Source organism: Nonomuraea sp. NPDC049269 (assembly GCF_043197155.1).
Taxonomy (GTDB): domain Bacteria; phylum Actinomycetota; class Actinomycetes; order Streptosporangiales; family Streptosporangiaceae; genus Nonomuraea.
This window is the reverse complement of the sequence record NZ_JBICSO010000008.1, coordinates 604,719-625,499: the sequence shown is the minus strand read 5'-3', so window position 1 is coordinate 625,499 and position 20,781 is coordinate 604,719. Positions and strand designations below refer to the sequence as shown.

The window sequence follows — 20,781 nt, the reverse complement described above, 5'->3', positions numbered from 1 at the left end:
TGCGCAGACGACCATCATGTAAGACCGCTTACCCTGGCTGTACAACAGCTACCTCCAAACTAACTGAAGGTATGCCGACAGTAGGAGCCCATGCGCGTCACACTTGCTCACCCTCGCGAGCTGGGAGCACCTGAGCTGAGCCGATGGCGGGCTCTCCAGGAGGGACACGCGGCCTTCGACAACCCGTTCCTGTCTCCAGAGTTCACGATCACGGTCGGTGAGCTACGAGACATGGTCCGCGTCGCCGTGCTCTACGACGGGCCCGACATCGTGGGCTTCTTCCCCTTCGAACGCCACCCGATGGGCATCGGCAAGCCGGTGGCCGCCGGGCTCACCGACGCGCAGGGCTTAGTCCACGCCAAGGACCTCGAGATCGACCCGCGCCGGTTGATCAAGCAGTGCGGGCTGTCGGTCTACGAGTTCGACCACCTGGTCGCGGGCCAGCCGATGATCTCCGGGCGGCATGAGCGCCACCCGTCGCCGATCATCGACCTGCGCGAGGGACACGGCCCCTACACCGAGTATCTACGGCTGCACTCCAGCAAGACGTACAAGACGACCCTGGCCAAGTCGCGCAAGCTCCAGCGTGACATCGGGCCGATCCGGCACGAGTACGCGACCACCGACCCGGCGCCGCTGCACACGCTGCTCGGCTGGAAGACCGATCAATACCGGCGTACGGGGCGCACCGACCGGTTCGCGCACCAGTGGATCGTCGAGCTGGTCGAGCGGCTGCTGGCCACGCAGACCGAGGGCTTCGCCGGGGTGCTCGACATGATCTACGTGAACGACCTGCCGATGGCCGGCCACTTCGGCCTGCGCACGCGCACCACGCTTGCCGGCTGGTTCCCGGCCTACGACACGCAGTACGCCAAATACTCCCCCGGCCTCATCCACCATCTCGCGATGGCCGAGCAGGCCGCCGGGTCCGGCATTCAGGTGATCGACATGGGCCGGGGCGAGAAGGAGTACAAAGAGAAGTTGAAGAACGGCGAGTTCCAGGTGGCCGAGGGCCGGGTCGCCACGATCGGCGCCGCTTCGGCCGTGCACTGGCTGGTGCGGGTGCCCGTGCGCAAGACCCGGGCCACTGTGCTGGCCAACCCGCTGCTGCACAAGACGGCCGACCGGGCGCTGAAGACGTTCGGGCGACTCCGCACGGCACTCCAGTCGTGACGGAGCCGGCCGCGACCGAACCGGTCGTGAAGAGGATCGCCGAGCGCACCGGCCGTCACTGCCTGCTGCTCCCGTCGAACCGCCTCGGCCTCTACCTCGCGCTGCGTCACTGGTGCACGCCGGGGCAGCGGCTGCTGATGTCACCGATCTCCGCCGACGAGATCCTCTTCCTGGTGCTGGCGGCGGGCCTGCGCCCGGTGATCGCGCCGCTGTCGCGCCGCGACGGCAACATCGACGCCTCCCGCGTGAACCTCGGCCAGGTGGACGCCGTCCTGACCACCAACCTGTACGGCCTGCCGGACGCCGTATCCGCCTTCACCGGAAAAATCCTGATCGAAGATGTCGCCCACGCGATGGAGACCACCGTCGACGGCCGGCCGTTGGGCACGTTCGGCCAGGCCGGGGTGTTCAGCCTCTCCAAGCATCCCGGCGCCGGGTCGGGTGGCGTCCTGGCGGTGGAGCGCGTGGAGGACCTGCGCGCCCTCGTACAGGCCCGCGACGCGCTGCTGGAGCCGGGTGCCTTCCGCGCCGAGCTGCTGGCCGTGGCCAGTTCGATGGCCCGTCAGGCCGCGCTCCGGCTCGACCTGGTCCGGCCCGCGCTCCGGCTCTCGCGGCTGCTGGGCATGGAGGAGTCGCGCGAGGGCTACCGGATCCCGCTGCGGCCCGACGAGCTCGAAGCGGCCATGAAGCAGGTGCCGTCGCTGCCGCCGTTCGATCCGTGGGTCCGGGCCGACCTGCACGACTACCGGGCCCGGCGTGGGGCGCTGGCCCGCTGGTACCAGTCGAGGCGGCTGGCCAAGGTGCCCGGGGAGCGGGCGCGCCGCCTGGCGGGCGTACGCATGCTGGCGGAGCTGCCCTCGGTGGCGGCGGGCGTACGGGATCATCTCGACCAGCCGCTGTTCCGGGTGCCGCTGCTGGTGCGCGACCGTGACGCGGCGATCGCCGCGCTGGAGCGGCGCGGGGTGGTGACGGGCTACCTCTACGACCCGCCGTACGACGACTACGCGGCCGCCTTCACCGACCCCTCCCCCGATCCGGCCCCGGCCCGCTGGTGGGCCCGCCACGCCCTGCCCGTCGATCCGGTGTACGCCGCCCGTTCCCTGCCGATCCTGCGCGAGCTGCGGCCCGCCTGAGGCGGCTACGCCTCGGCGCGGACCAGGCGGAGGAAGGCCTTGAGGCCGGAGATCACCTCCTGGTTGTCGCCGAGCCCGTCCACCGTCTCGTCGAAGCGGCGGGTCATGCCGGTCATGCGCCGGTTGAGGTCGTGGTCGGCCGTCTCCAGGGCGTACCGCGTGGCGGCCATCTCGTCGCGCAGGCGTTCGAGGTCCCTGCCCAGCTCGTCGGTCCTGATGTGCAGCGCGTCGGCCGACTCGGCCAGCGAGACCACGTCCCTGCGCGGGTAGCGGACCTCCTCGGCCAGCGTCGTGACCCGCCGGCGAAGGTGCGACAGGTACGCGCCGACCGGGCGGAAACAGGTGGCGAGCAGGTAGAAGGCCGCGAAGTAGTAGCCCACCTGCGCGCCGGAGAAGACCGTGATGCCCGCCAGCACGGCCGCCGACACGACGTGCCCGGCGATCGCGAGCCTGAGCATCCGCCGGCCGATGTCGCGCGCCTCGTCCTCGCGGCCCTGCGGCACCTCGATGCCGCGCTCGCGCGACTCGGGGATGTCCCGCGCGACCCGGCGGGCGGCGAAGTAAAGGTTCCACGGGACGGTGAGGAGGACGACCAGCCAGATGAGGCTGATGGCGCCCAGGCCGAGGGAGAGCAGCGTCGACAGCTGCACCCCCGCGTAGAGGATCAGCCAGGCGGTGATCAGGATGCCGATGACCGAGGCCAGAAGTAACCACCATTTCATGCCGTCCACTCTGGCCCAGGAGGGCGGCTCGGCATCACCGCTTACCTACTCATTCGGGGCTGAGCACATCAGACCGGCCACGATCCGGCAGCCGCGCCTGACGTCGGCCAGCGTGGCCGAGCCGTACCCGATCACCAGGCCGTGCAGGTGTTCGGAGCCGTAGTGGTGGCGGCCCGTGGAGTCGAGCAGCACGCCCTTCTCCCGCGCGGCGGCGACCAGCCCGGGGACGGTGCCGCGGGGCAGCTCCGCGAGCACGTGCAGGCCGGCCGTGTCACCGCGCAGGCGGCAGAGCGGGCCGAGGATCTCGACGATCGCGCCGCGCCTGCGGGCGTACTCCAGGCGCATCCGGCGCAGGTGACGGTCCAGGTCACCGCGTTCCAGGAGGGTCGCGACGGCCTGCTGGACCGGGCCGCTGGTGCGGTCCGACAGCGTGAGACAGATGGCGGCGATCCGGTCGAGCAGTTCGGGTGAGCCGACCAGCCAGCCGACGCCGACGTCGGGGGCGAGGGTCTTCGAGAGCGTGCCGAGCAGGACGACGCGCGACGGGTCGAGGCCGTAGAGGGCGGGCAGGGGCGCGACGTCGTAGCGGAACTCGGCGTCGTAGTCGTCCTCCACGATGATCGCGCCGGTGCTCCTGGCCCAGGCGAGCAGCCGCTCCCTGCGCGGGATCGGCAGGCGGCCGCCGAGCGGGTACTGGTGGGCGGGCGTGGTGTAGAGGACACGGAGGTCCTCGGGGAGCCCCTCGACGATCACGCCGTCCTCGTCGACCGGGCACGGCACGACCTTCGCGCCCCTGGCCGCGAACACCGTGCGCGCCACGTGATACCCGGGATCCTCGACGCCCGCCCGGCCGCCCTCGCCGAGCAGGGCCAGCGCGCACAGGTCGAGGCCGTTGCCGGTGCCCCTGGTGACCAGGACGTTCTCGGGGCCGACGGTCACGGCCCTGGCCCGCCGCAGGTGGTCGGCGAGCAGTTCGCGCAGGTACGGCAGGCCGTAGGGGTCCGGGGAGTCACCCGGAGGCAGGTCGGCGGCCTTGCGCCAGGCCCGCTTCCAGGCCGCGCGGTCGTAATCGCGCACCCAGGGCGTGCCGGGGGTCAGGTCGATCGTCCGCTCGGCCGGTGGGCGAGGCGGTGGCTCGGGGGCGGGCGGCGCCTCGACGGCGAGATGCGCCGCCTCCAGCGAGGCCACGAACGTGCCGGAGCCGTGCCGCCCTTCCAGCCACCCTTCGGCGTACAGCTGCTGGTAGGCCTCCGTGACCACGGTCCTGCTCACCCGCAGCTGGCCGGCGAGCCCGCGTGAGGACGGCAGCCGCTCCCCCGGCGCGAGTGTGCCCGCGAGCATGGCCCGGCGCAGCCAGCCGGTGAGCTGTGCCGAGAGCGGGACGGCCGACTCCCTGGACAGGGATATGGGCAGGTCGATGAGGGTGCGCACGAAAGTGGTCTCCGAGAAGCGGGCATTAGTGGCCATACAGGCTATGTCCACTTTCTCATTACCGTGGTCGCATGCTCTCCACCACACCCCGCACAACGCTCGGCCGCGAGAAGCAACGTGGCAGCAGTGACAGGAACGACCTGTACGAGGTGCTCGACACCGGGCTGTTCTGCCATCTGGGTGTGGTGGTCGACGGCCACCCCATGGTGGTGCCCACCGGATACGGGCGCCTGGGCGAGACCCTCTACCTGCACGGCTCCACTGGGGCGCGGTCACTGCGCGCGGGCAGCGGCGCGGAGGTGTGCGTCACCGTCACCCACGTCGACGGCATCGTGCTGGCCCGGTCGATCTTCCACCACTCCGTCAACTACCGCTCCGCGATCATCTACGGCCACGCCAGGCTGCTGACGGACCCGGAGGAGCGGCTGACCGGGCTCCGCATCCTGTCCGAGCAGCTCGCGCCCGGCCAGTGGGACTACGTCAGGAAGCCGTCGCCCAAGGAGCTGGCCGCGACCGCCGTGCTGGCCTTGTCACTCGAAGAGGCGTCGGTGAAGATGCGGCGCGGCGGGCCCATGGACGAGGAGGACGACTACGCGCTGCCCGTCTGGGCTGGGGTGCTGCCGCTGGTGACGTCCTGGGGCGAGCCCGTGCCGGATCCGGCACTCCCAGACGGTATGGACGTACCTGTTCACATCCGCGGCCGGGAGTAGTTCCATAAATCAGGAACCACCTGGCAAACTTCTCTCCTTGATCAGACGTCTCATCAGGTGGGCCCTACTCCTGATGGGGGATGGCGATGGAGTGGAACGCTCCTGGTTACACGGAGATCAAGCAGCTCGGGGCGGGCGGCAGCGGCCGGGTCGCGCTGGCGGTGCACGATGAGACGGGCGTCAAGGTCGCGATCAAGTACCTCTCGGAGAGGTTAAGAAGCGACCCGGTGGCCCTGGCCCGGTTCCAGTCGGAGGCGCGGGTGCTGACCACGCTGCGCGACCAGCACATCGCCACGCTGTGGGAGTACATCCAGGACGGCTACGGCGCGGCCATCGTGATGGAGCTGGTCAACGGCGTGTCCCTGCGGGCACTGCTGCGCGAGCACGGGACGACGGGGCCGGAGGCGGCCCTGGTCGTCCTCAAGGGCTCGCTGCTCGGCCTGGCCAGGGCGCACTCGCACGGCCTGGTGCACAAGGACTACAAGCCCGAGAACGTGATCGTCCGCGACGACGGGGCCAGCAAGCTGGTCGACTTCGGCATCGCCGTCCACCAGGGGACCGCCTCGCGTCCCGAGGGCACGCCCCCGTACATGGCGCCCGAGCTGTGGGAGAACCTGCCCGCCTCGCCCGCCACCGACGTGTACGCGGCGACGGCGGTGTTCTTCGAGTGCCTGACCGGGCACCGGCCGTACCGGTCGACCGAGCCGAGCGTGCTCGGCTACCAGCACATGCACGCCCCGATCCCGGTCCACGACGCCCCCGAGCCGGTACGCGAGCTGATCACGCGCGGGCTGGCCAAGGACCCGGCCGCCCGGCCCGTCAGCGCCGACGCCTTCGTCATCGAGCTGGAGGCGGCGGCGCGGGCCGCGTACGGCGAGGACTGGGAGGAGCGCGGCAGGCGGCGGCTGGCCGCGCTGGTGGCCCTGCTCGCCCTGCTCCTGCCCGTGCCGCAGACGCCTCCGGCCCAGGTCACAACCTCGCTGGCGCAGACCGTCTTCCGTTCGACGCTCCGTACGGCCAAGCGGAACTCGGTGCGGCTGGGCATGGGGGTGGGGCTGGTCGCGGTCGCGACCGTCGCCGTGATCGTCGCGCTGTCGAGCCGCGACCGGGGGACGACGCCCATAGACGTGGCCCTGGTGGGGCCCTCGCAATCGCAGGGACCGGCCGAGCAGGCCCCGCCGGCCACGCCGGTCGCGGTGAGCCAGGAGCCCCCTGCCGAGCTGCCCAGCGATGATCCATCCCCGCTGGCCGTGCCGTCCCACAGCCCCGAGCGGGAGACCGCCGAGCCCGTGGCGGCCACCACGCCACCGACCACCGAGCCGGCGCCCACCCCGACACCCAAGGTCACCAAGAGCGCCAAGCCCACGCCCAAGGTCACCAAGCCGACTCCTACCCAAACCCCCAAGCCGCCCAAGACCATCACGCCGACGCCCGTGGTCACCGTGACCACGCCTACGGTGACGCCGGCGCCGGTGACCTCGGTCGCGGGGCTCACGCTCGGCGGGCTGACGGTCAATGACGACAACGTGGCCGGCTCCTCGCTCTCCGTCCTCACCACCGGCACGGGACCCATCACCGCGACCGCCGCCTGGTCCGTGGCCGGCGCCCCCGTCCACAGCCAGACCCTGCGGCTGAACGGCGGCCGGTCCTATGACCGCTCGCTCAGCTACACCATGGACGAGCGCCCGTGCGGCAAGAGCGTCACGCTGACCGTCACCACCTTCCCCGCCGCTCCCGGCGGGGCGCGGACCGCCACGGTGAACGTGCCGCCCTGTCCCACCCGGGTGACGGGCCTGCGGGTGTCGCTCGACCTGGCCGCCTCGCCGGGCCGTACGGCTCAGGCCCGGGTCAGGGTGACCACCAGCGGCACCGCCGAGGTCCCCGTGGAGGCCGCGTTCGCGCTGAACGGCGACCAGGTCGCCACCCGCTCGGCCACCCTGTCCGGCCAGACGGCCTACTCGCGGACGTTCACCCACGCCTTCAGGTCCCGCCCGTGCGACGCCACCGTCTCCGTGGTGGTCCGCGCGGGCGACCGGACGGCCACCGCCCGGACGAAGGTGACCTGCCCGCCGAGCGTACGAAAGGTGTCGATCGTGCGGGCCTCGCTCAGCCCGCGCGGCGCGGCCACCGCCGTCGTCTCGGTGACCACCGGCAACGACCAGCCGGTACGGCTCGCCGTCTCCTTCTCCCTCGGCGGCCGGATCGCGCACACCGAGGCCCTGACCCTGTCCGGCCAGACCTCCTACACCAGGACCGTGAGCTTCACCTTCGACAAGGTGCCCTGCGAGACGTCCTGGCTCGTGACGGCCGCGACCCGGCCCAGCGCGGCCGGCGGCGGCGACAGCTCGGGCGGCACGACCGCGGCCTGCCAGGAGGACCCGCCGAAGGACGACGACGACACCGACACCGACGAGCCGAAGAACCCGGACACTCCGGACACCCCCGCCCCTGACACCCCGTCGTCCGACGATTCCGGAACCATCGGCTGACCTCCAGATTCAGTCCTGTCTGGAGATAAGCCGTGAGAAAGCGGTTACGTCTGGTTAAGCTACGGTCCGTCTGATGAGCGTGGGGGCCCAGAGGACTTCGGAGGAGACCGCATGTACGACGATGGCCAGTGGGGGGTCCCGGGTTATACCGAGATTCGTGAGCTTGGCGCCGGATCCGCCGGGCGGGTCGTGCTGGCCCGGCGGGACCACGACGGCGTGGAGGTGGCCGTCAAGTACCTCTCCGAGGAGCTGCGGTCCGACGTCGGCTTCGTGGCCCGGTTCAGGCACGAGGCCAGGCTGCTCGGCACCATGCGCAGCCCGCACAACGCCCGCCTGATCGAATACGTCGAGGCCGGCGCGGGCGCGGCCATCGTCATGGAGCTCGTCAACGGGGTCTCGCTGCGCGAACTGCTCAGGTCGGAGGGCCCCACGGGCCCGGAGGCCGCGCTGCTGGTGCTCAAGGGCTCGCTACAAGGTCTGGCGGCGGCCCACGCGATCGGCGTCGTGCACCGCGACTTCAAGCCCGAGAACGTCATGGTCCAGGGCGACGGCTCCAGCAAGCTCGTCGACTTCGGCATCGCGGTCAGGAACGGCGAGGCCGCCGGCGCCGCAGGCACCCCGCCCTACATGGCGCCCGAGCAGTGGTCGGGCGCCTCCGCCGCGCCCACCACCGACGTCTACGCCGCCACCGTCGTGTTCTTCGAGTGCCTGACGGGCGCCCGCCCCTTTCGCTCGCCCAACCTCGCGGCGCTGGCCCGCCAGCACCAGAGCTCGCCGCCACCCATCGAGGAGGTGCCCGGGCCGCTGCGGAACCTGGTCGAGCGTGGCCTGGCCAAGAACCCCGTCGATCGCCCATCCTCCGCCGAGGCGTTCCTGACGGAACTCGAAGCGGTCGCGGCCAGGGCGTACGGGTCCGACTGGGAGGAGCGCGGCAAGCACCGCCTGGCCCGGCTGTCCGGCCTGCTGCTGATGCTGTTCCCCAGCCCGCCTGAGGGTCCGGCGGAGGGGCAGACCTCGCTCGCCGAGAACCAGTTCGCCGAGCCGGGGAAGGTGCTGAGCAAGCGCTCGACCAAGATCCTCGTCGGCGCCGCCTGCACCGGCCTGCTGATCGGCATCGCGCTCGTCCTGGTGAAGACCACGTCCGACGAGCCCGCCCTGCAGGCGCGGACCACGCAGGTGACCCCCTCCACGACGGAGCCGGCGCCGTCCGCCGCGTCCGAGGACGAGGAGCCTTCCGAGGAGCCCACTCCCACGGTCGAGGAGACCACGCCGGAGCCGACACTCTCGACGAGTACCGCGCCGCCGCCCGTCATCACCCGCAGGCCGACGCCCACACCGACTCGGACGATCACCAGGACTCCGAAGCCCAGACCTTCCAAGACGGCCACCAAGACCGCCGTCAAGACCGCGCCACCGACCGAGCCGACCGAGCCCGAGATCACCAGCAAGGTCGACGACCAGCCGGCGGCCACGTCCGCCACCACGAAGCAGCCCACGAAGCCGCCCACGACCGCGCCTCCGACCGTCCGGCCGACGCGTACCCTCAGCAGCCCGGAGCCCAGCTCCCAGTCGCCGAGGCCCTCCTCCGACGGTGGGGAGAACAGCGGGTCGGCGTACACACCGCCGCCGGAGGGCGGCGCGCTCCTGGCACTCGCACTGGTGACGTCCGGCGCGCTTCCCGTCACACTTGCAGTGAAGCGCCGTATGGCGGGACGACACCGGAGGAAGCGCTAGAAAGGCGTCGGGGGACACACGGTGATGGAGCAAGCGGCGATGGACAATCCGAGACACGGTATCGCCGGCTTCCGGCTCACCGAGAACACCTGGATCACGGAGCTGGGCAACTGGATCGACGCGATCTCACCCGACGGGCGCAGGGCCGGAGCCCTGCTGTTCGACCCGAAGATCATCGGGCTGCCCGGCGTGCGTGAGCGCGTCGTGGCGACGGTGCTGACCGACCAGCGGCTCGTCCTGGGCGGGCTGACCGGGCTGATCCCCGTCGCCGACGTCGTGGCGGCGGGCGATCAGGTCTGGCTGCTCACCGCGCAGGCCGTCAGCCCGACGCTGTCGGACCTGCTGGCCGCCGGGCCGATCGACGCGGGCGGCGCGGCGGCCGTACTGGCGGAGACGGCGCAGACCCTCCTCGCGCTGCACGCGGCCGGGGTCACCCACGGTTCCGTGCATCCCGGCACCGTGGTCATCACCGCCGAAGGCACGCCGCTGCTGTCGGAACGCGGCTTGTCCGACGCCATCCGCGGGCAGGTCTCCCCGCCGGAGCGGGACGCGGCGGCGTGGGCGTCGCTGGCGCGGGGGCTGGCCGCCTCGGTCATGCGGAGCGCCCCGCGGGCGGCGGCCCTCTTCGAGCGGGCCGCGGTCATCGCGACCACCCACGGCCTGGGCGCCGCCAAGTCCGTCGTACTCTCCGAGCCCGCGGCGCTGCCGGGCGGGGCGATCAGGCACGACCGGCTGGCGCAGGCAGCCCGGGGCAGGTCGGCGTTCGCGCATCCGCCCGTGGAGACGCAGCCGCCGCTCGACGAGGGTGACATCGTCACGTTACTCGCCGTCCCCAGCCCTCATCAGGCGCCGGTGCACTTCGGACCGGGGGTGAGCACGCAGGCGCAGCAGGCCGGCAGCACGGCGGAACGGATCTGGCGGGAGGGCCGGGACCAGATCGGAACGGTCCAGCGCGGCGACGGCCGGCCGTCCAGGGCGGCACGGGCAAGGCGGTGGCGGACCATCCTGGCGGCGGCAGTGTTCGCGATCATCATGGGCGGGGCGATCATCGCCTGGCTCAAGCTGAGCTCCGCCCCTGACCTGGCGATCACGTCGATCGACGTCGTCGCGCCGAAGAAGACGCAGGGCTGCAACAGCGCCGTCGTCGTCACAGGCAAGATCGTCACGAACGGTGAGGCCGGCGAGATCACCTACGAGTGGCGCAAGAACCTGGACAAGGAGGTCGTCAAACAGACACTCCACACGACCTCCGACCAGACCGCCTACAGCGTGCCGCTCCGATGGACACTCAAGGGCAAGAGCACCGTCAAGGCCACGGCCACTCTCCGGGTGCTGTCTCCCGGCCCGCTAAAAACCGACAAGGCGAGCTTCACGTACAAGTGCTGAAGCCGAGCCAGCAATGCATATCAAAGCTGTTGTTACTACGCTGACGAATATGACCACGCAGACCCCCGCGGGCTGGTACCCCGACCCGTACGGATCGCCCCAACTCCGTTGGTGGGACGGCGGCCAGTGGACGGACGCCACCCACCCGCTGGAGCAGGGGACGCCAGCGCAACAGCAACCGCCCTCCGGACCGCAGCAGCAGTCGAGTCCCGACTGGTCCGCCACGCCGGCGAACCCGACGCAGCAGTTCGGCCAGCCGACATACGGGCAGTCCGCGTACGGGCAACCCGCCCAGAGCCAGCCGGCGTACGCGCAGCCCACCCAGGAGCAGCCGGCGTTCGGCCAGCCCTCGTACAGCGCGCCCGGCCAGAATCGATGGGGTGACACCCCGCTGCCCGGACCCGGTTACGGTCCGCCGCCGAAGGAGAGCAACCCGTTGCCGTGGGTGTTCGGCGGGCTGGCGGCGCTCGTGGTGGTCGGCCTGATCGTGGTGGCCGGGATCTTCTTCGTGAACCGCAACACCGACGGCACCCTCGCCGAGTCCCCGACGCCCACTGAGACGGAGCAGTCGCCGGAGCAGGGCCAGACCACCGAGCCGCCGTCGCAGGCCCCGGCAGAGCTGCCACAGCCGCAGGACGGCCGCGTCTCCGACCCGCAGGCGGGCCTGTCGTACCAGGTGCCCGAAGGCTGGAAGGTGCCCGAGTCCAGCTCCATCAACGGCACCGACCCGCGCCAGCAGGCCTGGTCGAGCGGCGTGGAGGCGATCTCCCAGGAGAAGTACAACGGCAAGGACAACTGGAACGGCAACGTCTTCACCGGCCTGCTCAACCCGCTCTTCCCGTACACGGGGACGGACGGGCTGAGCAACGCGGCCAAGTCGGTGTTCGTGAACTTCGCCGAGTACTACCCGATCACGCACACCAACAAGATCATCCAGGACAAGGCGCTCAAGATCGGCGACAAGGACGCCTGGGTCCTCCAGTTCCAGCTCGACTTCTCGAAGGAGTCGAAGGCCAAAGGTTACAAGTGGAACAAGGAAAACGGCGCGATCGTCCTGATGGATCGCGGCCAGGGCAAGCCTCCAGCCCTCCTATACACGTCAGTTCCGGACAATCTGGGCACCGACGTGGTCAATCAGGTTCTCAGCTCGCTCAAGCCCGCATAACCGGTGGCACTAGGCTGATGGGGTATTCAGGCGGGCGGATGACTCCGAGCCGCTTGGGCGAGGAGATCGAATGAGTGACTTGCTGGTCTGGATCGACTGCGAGATGACCGGGCTCGACCTGGGTCGCGATGCGCTCGTCGAGGTGGCGTGCATCATCACCGACAGCGAGCTCAATCAGCTGGACGAGGGCGTCGACGTGGTCATCAAACCGCCGCCCGAGTCGCTGGAGCAGATGTCGCAGGTGGTCCGCGAGATGCACACCGCCTCGGGCCTGCTGCCCGAGATGGCGGGCGGGGTGACGCTGGCGGAGGCGGAGTCGCTCGTGCTCGACTACATCCGCCGCCACATCCCCGAGCCGAAGAAGGCGCCGCTCTGCGGCAACTCCATCGGCACCGACCGCACGTTCATCTCGCGCGACATGCCCGCGGTCGACGGCTATCTGCATTACCGGATGATCGACGTGTCATCGATCAAGGAGCTGGTCCGCCGCTGGTACCCCCGGGTCTACTTCGCGGCCCCGGAGAAGCAGGGCGGACACCGCGCGCTGGCCGACATCACGGAGAGCATCAGGGAGCTCCGCTACTACCGGGCGGCCATCTTCGTCGGCCAGCCGGGCCCCGACTCGGCCACCGCCAGAGCGGTGGCCGAGCGTGTCACGGGCTAATTGGGTGGCGTAAAGACTCCCGAAGACCGCTACACTTTTCCTGTGCCGCCACGTCGGCGGTTCATGGTGGGTGTAGCTCAGCTGGTAGAGCGCCAGGTTGTGGTCCTGGATGTCGAGGGTTCAAGTCCCTTCACTCACCCCATGCACGCGGCCGGTCCCTCGGGACCGGCCGTTTGTCGTTTTCTACGGCAACGTCCCCAAAACATGACATTGCGAGTTATGCTCGCTGTCTACCGCTTACGCCGGATGCGCGGGGGCCTCGGCGATCTGACCGTCTGCGCGCGCCCCCGGAGGCCGGATGAGAGTCGAAGACGCAGCGTTCGATAGCGTGTTCACGTCCTTGAGCAAGCGCGAAACCGAGGTCATGGATCTGATCGCGACTGGGCAGTCGAATGGGCAGATCGCGCAGCGGCTGTTTCTCAGCGAGAAAACAGTCAAGAACCATGTCAACCGCATCTACGCCAAACTCGGCGTCGACTCGCGCGTCACCGCGATCGGCCTCTGGCAGTCGCGTCCCACGTCCTGATCGCGACGTCTTGATCGCGGTGCCCTGATCGTGGCGTCCTGATCACGTCGTTTTGGGCGCGGCGTCCTGATCGCGGCCGATCTCCGCATCTGCGGGCGTTCTCGCGTGCCGAGTGTTCTCGCGCCTCTCACATCTCTCGCGCGGGGCCCTGGCGGGTCTCCCCGTGTGGCGGGCCCTTCGTGCGGCGGGCCCTTCGTGCGGCGGGCCCTTCGTGCGGCGGGCCATCTTGTGTGCCGGGCCATGCACCGGTTCCCCGCGCGTGCCGACCATCTGGCGTACCAGGCCTCTCGTGTGCTGGACCTCCGCGTGTCACGCCATCTCCCGCGCGTGCCGACCATCTGGCGTGCCGCGCCTCTCGCGCCCGTTCTCCGCGCGTGCCAGGCCTCTCACGGGCCGGGCCTCTTGCGGGCCGGATCTCTCGCGGGCCGGCCCTTCGAGCGGGCCGGAGCTTCTCGTGGGTGTTGGGGGCCTTTCTTTTACGGCCGGCATGGGGCACCCCCACCCGCCACACGGGGCTGGGCTCTCTCCAGGGGGACGCTCCTCCGGTGGAGATGGTCGGGCGCCGTTACGAGACGGTGAGACCGTCTCGGGGGCATTCGTGAGCTCGTGTCATTCCCTGCGGGGAATCGTGCTCCGTCAGGCGCGTGGGCTAGAAAGGGAGGCGTGGAACGATTCGCGAGCGAGTTGCGGCGGTGGCGTAGCAACCGGCGGGTGAGCCAGCTGGAGCTCGCCAACCGGGCCGGCACCACCCAACGCCATCTGAGCTTCATGGAGCGCGGCCGCTCCCGCCCCGGGCGGGCCATCGTCGTACGCCTGGCCGAGTCGCTCGACCTGTCGCTCCGCGAACGCAACGGCCTGCTGCTGGCGGCCGGGTACGCTCCCCTGTTCCCTGAGTCAGGTCTGGACGACGCCATGCTGCGCCCGGTACGCGAGGCTCTGGAGAGCATCCTCGACGGCCACCTGCCGTACCCGGCGGTCGTGGTCCGGCCCTACGGCGAGCTGGTGGCGACCAACGCGGCCTTCGACGTGCTCACCGAGGGGGCCGCGGCCGAGCTGCTGGAGCCGCCGATCAACGTGTTGCGGCTCGCCCTGCACCCCAAAGGCATGGGTTCTCGGGTCGTCAACCTCGCGGACTGGGGCCGGCACATCACCGAGAGCCTGCGGGCCGACTTCCTCCGCAGCCAGGATCCGCGGCTCGACGCGTTCATCGCCGAGCTGGAGTCCTACGTGCCCGAGGCGGTGCCGGGGAGCGACCATCTGGGGTTCGCGGTGCCGTTGCGGTTGCGTACCGGGGATGCCGAGTTGCGGCTGCTGACCACGCTCACCTCGTTCGCCACCGCGGTGGACGTCACGCTGGCCGAGCTCAAGCTGGAGGCCTTCCTGCCCGCCGACGCCGCCACCGCGGCATTCCTCCAGGCCCGCCACCACCGCGACTGATGCTGGGCCGGATCACCCCGGCCCGGTGAGATGGGCTTCGGCGCATTTGCGGAAGGCCGCGACAAGGCGGCCGCGGTCGTCGGCTCGGGTGGCCAGCACGACGTGGCTGGGCTCGACTCCCTCCAGGGGGATCATGGTGAGGTCGGGGCGCAGGTCGCCGATCCGGAGGGTCGCAGGAAGGATGACAACGGCCTGCCCGCCGGCGACGAGTTCGAGCTTGTCCTCGCCCACCTCGATGAGGGGACCGTCCGGCGCCGGGCTTCCGTCGGGCCGGGGGTCGGCGCGCCAGAAGGCGTTCCAGGCCGGGTCGAGTGCCCGGGGCATGGGCTCGTCGGCGATGTCGTCGAGGGTGACCGATTCCTTGCCCGCCAGGCGGTGATCCACGGGCACCAGCAGCGCCCGTGGTTCGTCGTAGAGCACTGTGACGTGCAGTTCGTCGGTGGGGAACGGCAGCCGGGTCACTACCGCGTCCACCCGGTGGTCGAGGAGCGCGGCGCGTGGTTCGTCCCAGGCCAGGTGAATGATCCGCACCTCGGCGCCGGGATGCCGGTGGCGCAGCTCGCGCACCGCCGGGGTGACGACGAGGTTGCCGATGTAGCCGATCGCGATCCGGCTGGGCTGGGCGGCGGCCCGGGCCCGCGCCACGGCGCTGCTGGCGGAGCGCAGCAGCGTGAGGGCGAGCGGGAGGAAGGCCTCTCCGGCGTCGGTGAGCCGGGTGCCCTGCGGGGTGCGGTCCAGCAGGCGGGCGCCCACCTGCTGTTCGAGCCGGGCGATCTGCCGGCTCAGCGAGGACTGGGTGAGGTGGAGGGCGGCGGCGGCGCGACCGAAGTGCCGGTGCTCGGCGACGGTGGCGAACGAGCGCACCAGCCGCAGATCCAGGTCCACCGGGGGCAGTGGCGAGTCGGGCATGCGCCCAGCGTAGGCCCCATCATCTGGAGCTGCGGTGATGCGTGAATCGGGATGCGCCTTGCGAAACATTCATTGGACCCTGAATGCGCCGCGGTCCCAAGCTGAGAACCCACTACAGCCCCGTTCAAGGAGCACTCTCATGAGGACCACCGTGGTCGACACGGCCCGCCGGGCGTTGGGGCCGGTCGGCGTGACGCTGCCGGTCTCGTTCACCAGCGCCCTGTCCATCGACCTGCAGCGCGAGGCCGTCGAGCGGCTGGAACGCGCCGGCCACCGCGCCGTCTGGACCAACGAGGTCGTCGGCGGAAAGGACGCTCTTGTGCAGTTGGCCGTGCTGTTGGCCGCCACGCGGCGGATGGTGTTCGGCACCGGCATCGCCAACATCTGGGCCCGGCCACCGCAGACCATGCATGGCGCGGCGGCCGTACTGGCCCAGGCCTATCCCGGCCGGTTCGTGCTCGGGCTGGGGGTCGGCTATCCCCAGCAGGCGGCCGACACCGGCCGGGAGTTCGGCAGCCCGCTGGCCACGATGCGCGACTACCGCGACCGGATGGACAGCCCGACCTCGCCACCCGCACCCGACGTGGCCTATCCGCGGATCATCGCCGCGAACGGCCCGAAGATGCTCACCTTGGCCGGCGAGATCGCCGATGGGGCGCTGCCCGCCGGGGGGCCTCCCGAGTTCACCGCGCAGGCCCGGCAGGTGCTCGGCCCGGACAAACTGCTGGTCGTCGGGCTCTCCATGGTCCCGGGCGACGACCGCGACCGGACGCGAGCGATCGCACGGGAGCAGGTGTCGGGCAGCCTCCGCCTGACCTGGGTCGCGGCCGCCCTGGCCCGGCTCGGCTACTCGGAGCAGGAGATCGCCGAGGTGAGTGACCGGCTGGTGGACGCGATCATCGCCCACGGCGACCCCGCCGACATCGCCGCCAAGGTACGCGAGCACCTGGCCGCCGGCGCGGATCACGTGACGCTCATGCAACCGATCGGCACCGACTTCTCGGCCGGCGTGGACCAACTGGAGCGGCTCGCCCCGGCACTGCGCGACACGGTCTGGAGTTGAACTCCCATGCCGTCCGCACGGCTAGCGATCGCCGTTCCTCGTTGTAGCCCGTCGCTGCCGCGCAGGGGGCAGCGACGGTGAAGGCGTGGGTCAGGTGGCGGGTGGACGTCGTCGCAGGTCAGGTCAGCGGAGGGCCGCCGAGATGGCCATCAGGCCGTGGTCGAGGTCGGATTCCGGGATGTTGAGCGCGGGCCTGAGCCGTACCGAGCGCGGACCGCAGGCCAGGACCAGCACGCCCGCCTCGTCCCGCAGCCGCGTGACCAGCGCGTCGCGCGCGGCTCTGTCGGGCAGGTCGAACGCGCACATCAAGCCGCGGCCCCGGGGGTTGGAGACCAGGTCCGGGTGCTCCACCTGGAGTTTGGTGAGGCGCTCCACGAGGAGCGTGCCGAGGGTGGCGGCGCGCGGGATCAGGCCGTCGCGTTCGACGATCTCCAGGATGCCGCGCGAGCGGACCATGTCCACCAGGCCGCCGCCCCAGGTGGAGTTGATCCGGCCGCTGACCTGGAAGACGTTGTCGGGGACCAGGTCCACGCGGCGGCCGGCCATGATGCCGCCCACCTGGACCTTCTTCGCGAAGGCCACGATGTCCGGCGCCAGGCCGAGCTGCTGGTAGGCCCAGGCGGTGCCCGTGGTGCCGCCGCCCGTCTGCACCTCGTCCAGGATGAACAGCGCGTCGTACTCGTGACACAGATGCTGCATGGCCTGCAGGAACTGCGGGCGCATGTGGTTGTCGCCGCCCTCGCCCTGGATGGGCTCGGCGATGAAACAGGCGATGTCGTGCGGGTTCGCCTCGAAGGCGGCGCGTGCCTGGGCGAGCGCGTGCTGCTCGGCGGCCTCGACCTCTCCGAGGTGTATGGCGGGTACGTCGATGCGCGGCCAGCGGAACTGGGGGAAACGGTCGGTCTTGCCCGGTTCGGTATTGGTCAGGCTCAAGGTGTAGCCGGTGCGGCCGTGAAATGCCTTGGTCAGGTGCATGACCTGGGTGCCGAGGTCACGGGACCGGCCGGCCGCCTCGTTGCGGCGGCTCTTCCAGTCGAAGGCGGTCTTGAGCGCATTCTCGACGGCCAGCGCACCACCTTCGACGAAGAACAGGTGGGGCAGGTCGGGGTCGCCGAGGACACGGGTGAAGGTGTCGACGAAGTCCGCGAGGTGTGCGGTGTACATGTCGGGATTGGCGGGCTTGTTGCGGGCGACCTCGCCAAGGAGCCGGACGAACTCCGGCTCGAAGGGCGGGTTCACGCCGAGGGGTGCGCTCGCGAAGAACGTGTAGAAGTCAAGGTATCGGCGGCCATTTCGGGCGTCGACGAGCCAGGAGCCTTGGCTGCGCTCCAGATCGAGCACAAGCCGGTATCCGTCGACGAGCAGATGGCGGGCAAGGCGGTCGTGTACGTCCATGTCTCCTCCACGTTGAACCAGACATGGCATACGTTTCCCTGCCCCAGCCCGATATATGCGGAAAATTTCCGGGCTTCAGGCCGTAGGCGCAAGCTTCTTCACCCGGAACGACAGCACGATCATCGTGATGCCGTACAGGATGGCGAAGATGCCGACCAGCCAGACCAGCGTGAGCGCGCCCGCGCCCGGCCAGATGAGCAGCAGAGCGCCGAAGATAACGGACAGGATGCCGCCGATGATGAGCATCCATTCGTCCCGGATCTCCTTGCGCATCTGGATGCCGGCGATGATCTCCGACACTCCACCGAAGATCGCCCAGAAGGCGATCACGAAGAGCAGGGCCAGCGACGTGATTCCCGGCCAGACGAATGCCACGATGCCGGCGAGGATCCCGATGATTCCCGAGACGATGAGCCAGACGCGGGACTTGACGTCGTGCCGGAACGCGGCGAACAGCGAGAAGATCCCGCTGACGATCGCGTACGCCCCGAAGAAGATCACGAGTACGTACAGCGTGATCGCGGGCCAGATCAGCGCGAGGATGCCGAAGATCACCGCGAGAATGCCACGAATGAGGACGAGCCACCAGGTGTGTGCGATTTGCTCCATATTGGTCTGATCTCCCGATCGATCACGCAAGCAGACCACCGCACGGTCAAAAGTCAGTAATTCGCCACCTATGCCTGGGAGTAGACCACGATCGACACCGCGATGTACTGCACCACGTAGGCGGCCACCGTGAACGCGTGGAACACCTCGTGGTAGCCGAACCAGCCGGGTGACGGATCCGGGCGGCGCAGCCCGTACACGATGGCTCCGGCGGTGTAGAAGGCGCCGCCGACGGCGACCAGCACGACGGCCACCACGCCCGCGCCTTCGAGCAACTGCGGCATCACGAAGATCGCGGTCCAGCCGAGCGCCAGGTAGAGGAGCGTGTAGAGCCAGCGCGGCGCACTCATCCAGAACACCCGGAAGAGCACTCCGGACAGCGCGCCGCCCCAGATGACCGCCAGGACGGCGACGCGGGCGGCCCCGTCGAGCGCGAGCAGCGCAAAGGGGGTGTAGGTGCCGGCGATGATCAGGTAGATGTTCGCGTGGTCGAAGCGGCGCAGCACCTCGGCCAGACGCGGGCCGAGCGTGCCACGGTGGTAGGTGGCCGAGATGCCGAAGAGCAGGCCCGAGGTGATCGCGTAGATCGCGGACGCGAGACGGGCCTGCAGCGTGGGACCGAGCGCCACGAGCGCGAACCCGGCGACCAGCGTCACGGGCAACGCTCCTGTGTGCAACCAGCCTCTCAGTCTCGGCTTCGCGGAGATGGTCGTCATATAACCTACGGTACCGTAGGTTATGGTGAATCTCTCAACGAGGTCATAGCCCGTTCAGGAAGCGGGCCGCGACCGGCAGCGCGGCGCTCCGGCCCGAGCCGCCGTCCCGTACGAAGACGCTGAAGGCCAGGTCGTCGCGGTAACCGATGAACCAGCCGTGCTCTCGCGACGCCCCCGCCTCGGCCGTCCCCGTCTTGCCGGACACGCCCGCCGGGAGTCCGGCGGCAGCGGCCGTACCGTGGTCGACGACGGCGGCCATCATGTCCCGCAGCGCCGTGACCGTCCCCTCGTCGAGTTCGACCGGCTTGGCGGGCGGGCCGTCGATCTGTTCCACCGCGTCCTTCGACAGGATGCGCGGCACGCGCAGTGAGCCGCTCTCGACCGCCGCCGCGACCATCGCCATGCACAGCGGGGTCGCCTCGACCGAGCCCTGGCCGAAGGAGTCCACCGCCAGCTCGTCCACGCTGTCGGGCGGGTCCATCCGGCCGCAGTGGCCGCCCAGGCCCGTATCCAGCTCGGCGCCGTTGAACCCCCACTTCGCGGCGGTCTCGACCAGATCGTCACCCGATAATCGGCTGACGGCCTCGCGCACGAACGTGGTGTTGCAGGAGTACGCGAACGCGTCGGCGAACGTCACGGTGCCGTGCCCCTGCTCGCCCGCGTTCTTGATCGACCTGGAGTTCGGGATCGTGTACTTGCCGGGGCAGTCCACCTCCGCCGCCGGATCCAGGCCCGCCTCCAGCAGCGCCGCCGCCGTGACCGTCTTGAACGTGGACCCGGGCGGGAAGAAGTCGCGGAACGCGCTGTAGTTGTCCTCCAGCCGGTCGGCCACCGCGAGCACCTCGCCGGTGCTGGGCCGTATGGCGACGATCGACGCGTTCCGCACCCCGTCGAGCGCCCGCGCGGCCGCCGCCTGCACCGAGCGCGACAGCGTGGTGCGCTCCTGACTCACCTTGGGCTCGACGGTCATGAGCCGTCGCGCCTGCTGTCCCGGCAGCGCCGACTCCAGTGCCCACCCCTGCCCCACCTCGTCGAACTCCGGCTTGAGCTCGGCGAGGTAGGACTCGGCGTAGCTGTCGTTGGGGATCTTCTCCCCCTCGCTGGTCACCAGTTGGACCGCGGGCCCGTCGAACTCGGTCAGCCGCACCGTGCCCCCGTCCTTGAGCAGGGGGTCCAGCGTCTCCGGCGCCCAGAGCACCTTCCAGGTCCTGTCGCGTACGGCCAGCCGCAACGTGCTGCTGAACGGCCACGCCCCGAACTCGCGCAGCGTCCTGCTCCCGCTGAACGGCACCTCGGCCGACGTCTCCCCGGTGCTCTTCACGGCCCCGGGCCGCAGCTGGATACTCTCGACGTGCAGGTCCTCCGAGAACGACCGGTGCCGGGTGCTGAAGTCCGCCGGCGGCTGGTAGACCAGGGCCGCCATGCCCTGCAGGTCCCCCCGCTTCCACGCCGCGAAATAGGCGGCCGAGGTCTGCGCGGCACTGCCCTTGACCCTCGTGGACGCCACCATCGCGAAGGC

18 protein-coding genes and 1 tRNA gene are annotated in these 20,781 nt (G+C 70.3%); 12 read left to right on the top strand and 7 right to left on the bottom strand.

The genetic code is table 11. The annotated features are described in order from the left end of the window. Nucleotides 1-90: 90 nt before the first annotated feature. Nucleotides 91-1,173 (top strand): GNAT family N-acetyltransferase, encoded by a 1,083-nt coding sequence (locus ACGFNP_RS42465; protein WP_393328522.1) that lies wholly within the window; start codon nt 91-93, stop codon nt 1,171-1,173. Continuing rightward, a complete protein-coding gene (locus ACGFNP_RS42460; RefSeq protein ID WP_393328519.1) occupies nt 1,170-2,306 on the top strand; it encodes a DegT/DnrJ/EryC1/StrS family aminotransferase in 1,137 nt (378 codons plus the stop codon). The genes ACGFNP_RS42465 and ACGFNP_RS42460 overlap by 4 nt, the downstream gene beginning before the upstream one ends. A gap of 5 nt (nt 2,307-2,311) precedes the next feature. Here the strand turns inward: ACGFNP_RS42460 and ACGFNP_RS42455 are convergent, their stop codons facing one another. Together ACGFNP_RS42455 and ACGFNP_RS42450 are read right to left on the bottom strand one after the other, a co-directional pair. Next, nucleotides 2,312-3,028 (bottom strand): hypothetical protein, encoded by a 717-nt coding sequence (locus ACGFNP_RS42455; RefSeq protein ID WP_393328517.1) that lies wholly within the window; start codon nt 3,026-3,028, stop codon nt 2,312-2,314. Between the two features lie 45 nt (nt 3,029-3,073). After that, a complete protein-coding gene (locus tag ACGFNP_RS42450; RefSeq protein WP_393328514.1) occupies nt 3,074-4,495 on the bottom strand; it encodes a PLP-dependent aminotransferase family protein in 1,422 nt (473 codons plus the stop codon). A 35-nt stretch (nt 4,496-4,530) separates the two neighbouring features. On the opposite strand from ACGFNP_RS42450, the gene ACGFNP_RS42445 reads away from it, so the two are divergent. The 9 genes from ACGFNP_RS42445 to ACGFNP_RS42405 all read left to right on the top strand — a co-directional run bounded on the left by ACGFNP_RS42445 (nt 4,531) and on the right by ACGFNP_RS42405 (nt 14,570). Beyond that, on the top strand, nt 4,531-5,169 hold the full coding sequence (locus tag ACGFNP_RS42445) for a pyridoxamine 5'-phosphate oxidase family protein (RefSeq protein ID WP_393328511.1): 639 nt from the start codon (nt 4,531-4,533) through the stop codon (nt 5,167-5,169). Between the two features lie 86 nt (nt 5,170-5,255). Further along, a complete protein-coding gene (locus tag ACGFNP_RS42440; RefSeq protein ID WP_393328508.1) occupies nt 5,256-7,658 on the top strand; it encodes a serine/threonine-protein kinase in 2,403 nt (800 codons plus the stop codon). Between the two features lie 111 nt (nt 7,659-7,769). Next, nucleotides 7,770-9,392: a serine/threonine-protein kinase gene (locus ACGFNP_RS42435; RefSeq protein ID WP_393328505.1), complete on the top strand. Its 1,623-nt coding sequence runs from the start codon at nt 7,770-7,772 to the stop codon at nt 9,390-9,392. 39 nt (nt 9,393-9,431) lie between these two features. Next, nucleotides 9,432-10,778: a hypothetical protein gene (locus tag ACGFNP_RS42430; protein ID WP_358322521.1), complete on the top strand. Its 1,347-nt coding sequence runs from the start codon at nt 9,432-9,434 to the stop codon at nt 10,776-10,778. Between the two features lie 49 nt (nt 10,779-10,827). Then, nucleotides 10,828-11,943 (top strand): DUF2510 domain-containing protein, encoded by a 1,116-nt coding sequence (locus tag ACGFNP_RS42425; RefSeq protein WP_358322524.1) that lies wholly within the window; start codon nt 10,828-10,830, stop codon nt 11,941-11,943. A gap of 70 nt (nt 11,944-12,013) precedes the next feature. Further along, entirely contained in the window at nt 12,014-12,607 is a 594-nt protein-coding gene (orn, locus tag ACGFNP_RS42420; RefSeq protein ID WP_214637174.1) for an oligoribonuclease, read from the top strand. A gap of 66 nt (nt 12,608-12,673) precedes the next feature. Beyond that, nucleotides 12,674-12,749 (top strand) — tRNA-His (locus tag ACGFNP_RS42415). Nucleotides 12,750-12,905: 156 nt separating this feature from the next. Next, nucleotides 12,906-13,133, top strand: a complete 228-nt coding sequence (locus ACGFNP_RS42410; RefSeq protein ID WP_358322527.1) for a response regulator transcription factor — start codon at nt 12,906-12,908, stop codon at nt 13,131-13,133. Between the two features lie 663 nt (nt 13,134-13,796). Beyond that, complete coding sequence (locus ACGFNP_RS42405) at nt 13,797-14,570, top strand: helix-turn-helix transcriptional regulator (protein WP_358322529.1); 774 nt, start codon at nt 13,797-13,799, stop codon at nt 14,568-14,570. A 12-nt stretch (nt 14,571-14,582) separates the two neighbouring features. On the opposite strand, the gene ACGFNP_RS42400 is transcribed toward ACGFNP_RS42405, so the two are convergent. Beyond that, nucleotides 14,583-15,479, bottom strand: coding sequence for a LysR family transcriptional regulator (locus tag ACGFNP_RS42400; RefSeq protein ID WP_358322532.1), 897 nt, complete (start codon nt 15,477-15,479; stop codon nt 14,583-14,585). 139 nt (nt 15,480-15,618) lie between these two features. Between ACGFNP_RS42400 and ACGFNP_RS42395 the strand changes: the two genes are divergently transcribed. After that, nucleotides 15,619-16,542 carry a TIGR03620 family F420-dependent LLM class oxidoreductase gene (locus tag ACGFNP_RS42395; RefSeq protein ID WP_393328500.1) on the top strand — a complete coding sequence of 308 codons (924 nt, stop codon included), beginning with the start codon at nt 15,619-15,621 and terminating at the stop codon, nt 16,540-16,542. Between the two features lie 123 nt (nt 16,543-16,665). Here the strand turns inward: ACGFNP_RS42395 and lat are convergent, their stop codons facing one another. The 4 genes from lat to ACGFNP_RS42375 all read right to left on the bottom strand — a co-directional run bounded on the left by lat (nt 16,666) and on the right by ACGFNP_RS42375 (nt 20,772). Continuing rightward, nucleotides 16,666-17,937, bottom strand: a complete 1,272-nt coding sequence (gene lat / locus ACGFNP_RS42390; protein ID WP_358322537.1) for an L-lysine 6-transaminase — start codon at nt 17,935-17,937, stop codon at nt 16,666-16,668. Nucleotides 17,938-18,012: 75 nt separating this feature from the next. Continuing rightward, nucleotides 18,013-18,546, bottom strand: a complete 534-nt coding sequence (locus ACGFNP_RS42385; protein ID WP_358322539.1) for an HdeD family acid-resistance protein — start codon at nt 18,544-18,546, stop codon at nt 18,013-18,015. 68 nt (nt 18,547-18,614) lie between these two features. Continuing rightward, a complete protein-coding gene (locus ACGFNP_RS42380; protein ID WP_393328496.1) occupies nt 18,615-19,262 on the bottom strand; it encodes a hemolysin III family protein in 648 nt (215 codons plus the stop codon). 43 nt (nt 19,263-19,305) lie between these two features. Further along, the gene (locus ACGFNP_RS42375; RefSeq protein ID WP_358322545.1) at nt 19,306-20,772 is read right to left on the bottom strand and encodes a penicillin-binding transpeptidase domain-containing protein; all 1,467 of its coding nucleotides are present in this window, start codon (nt 20,770-20,772) and stop codon (nt 19,306-19,308) included. Nucleotides 20,773-20,781 lie beyond the last annotated feature (9 nt).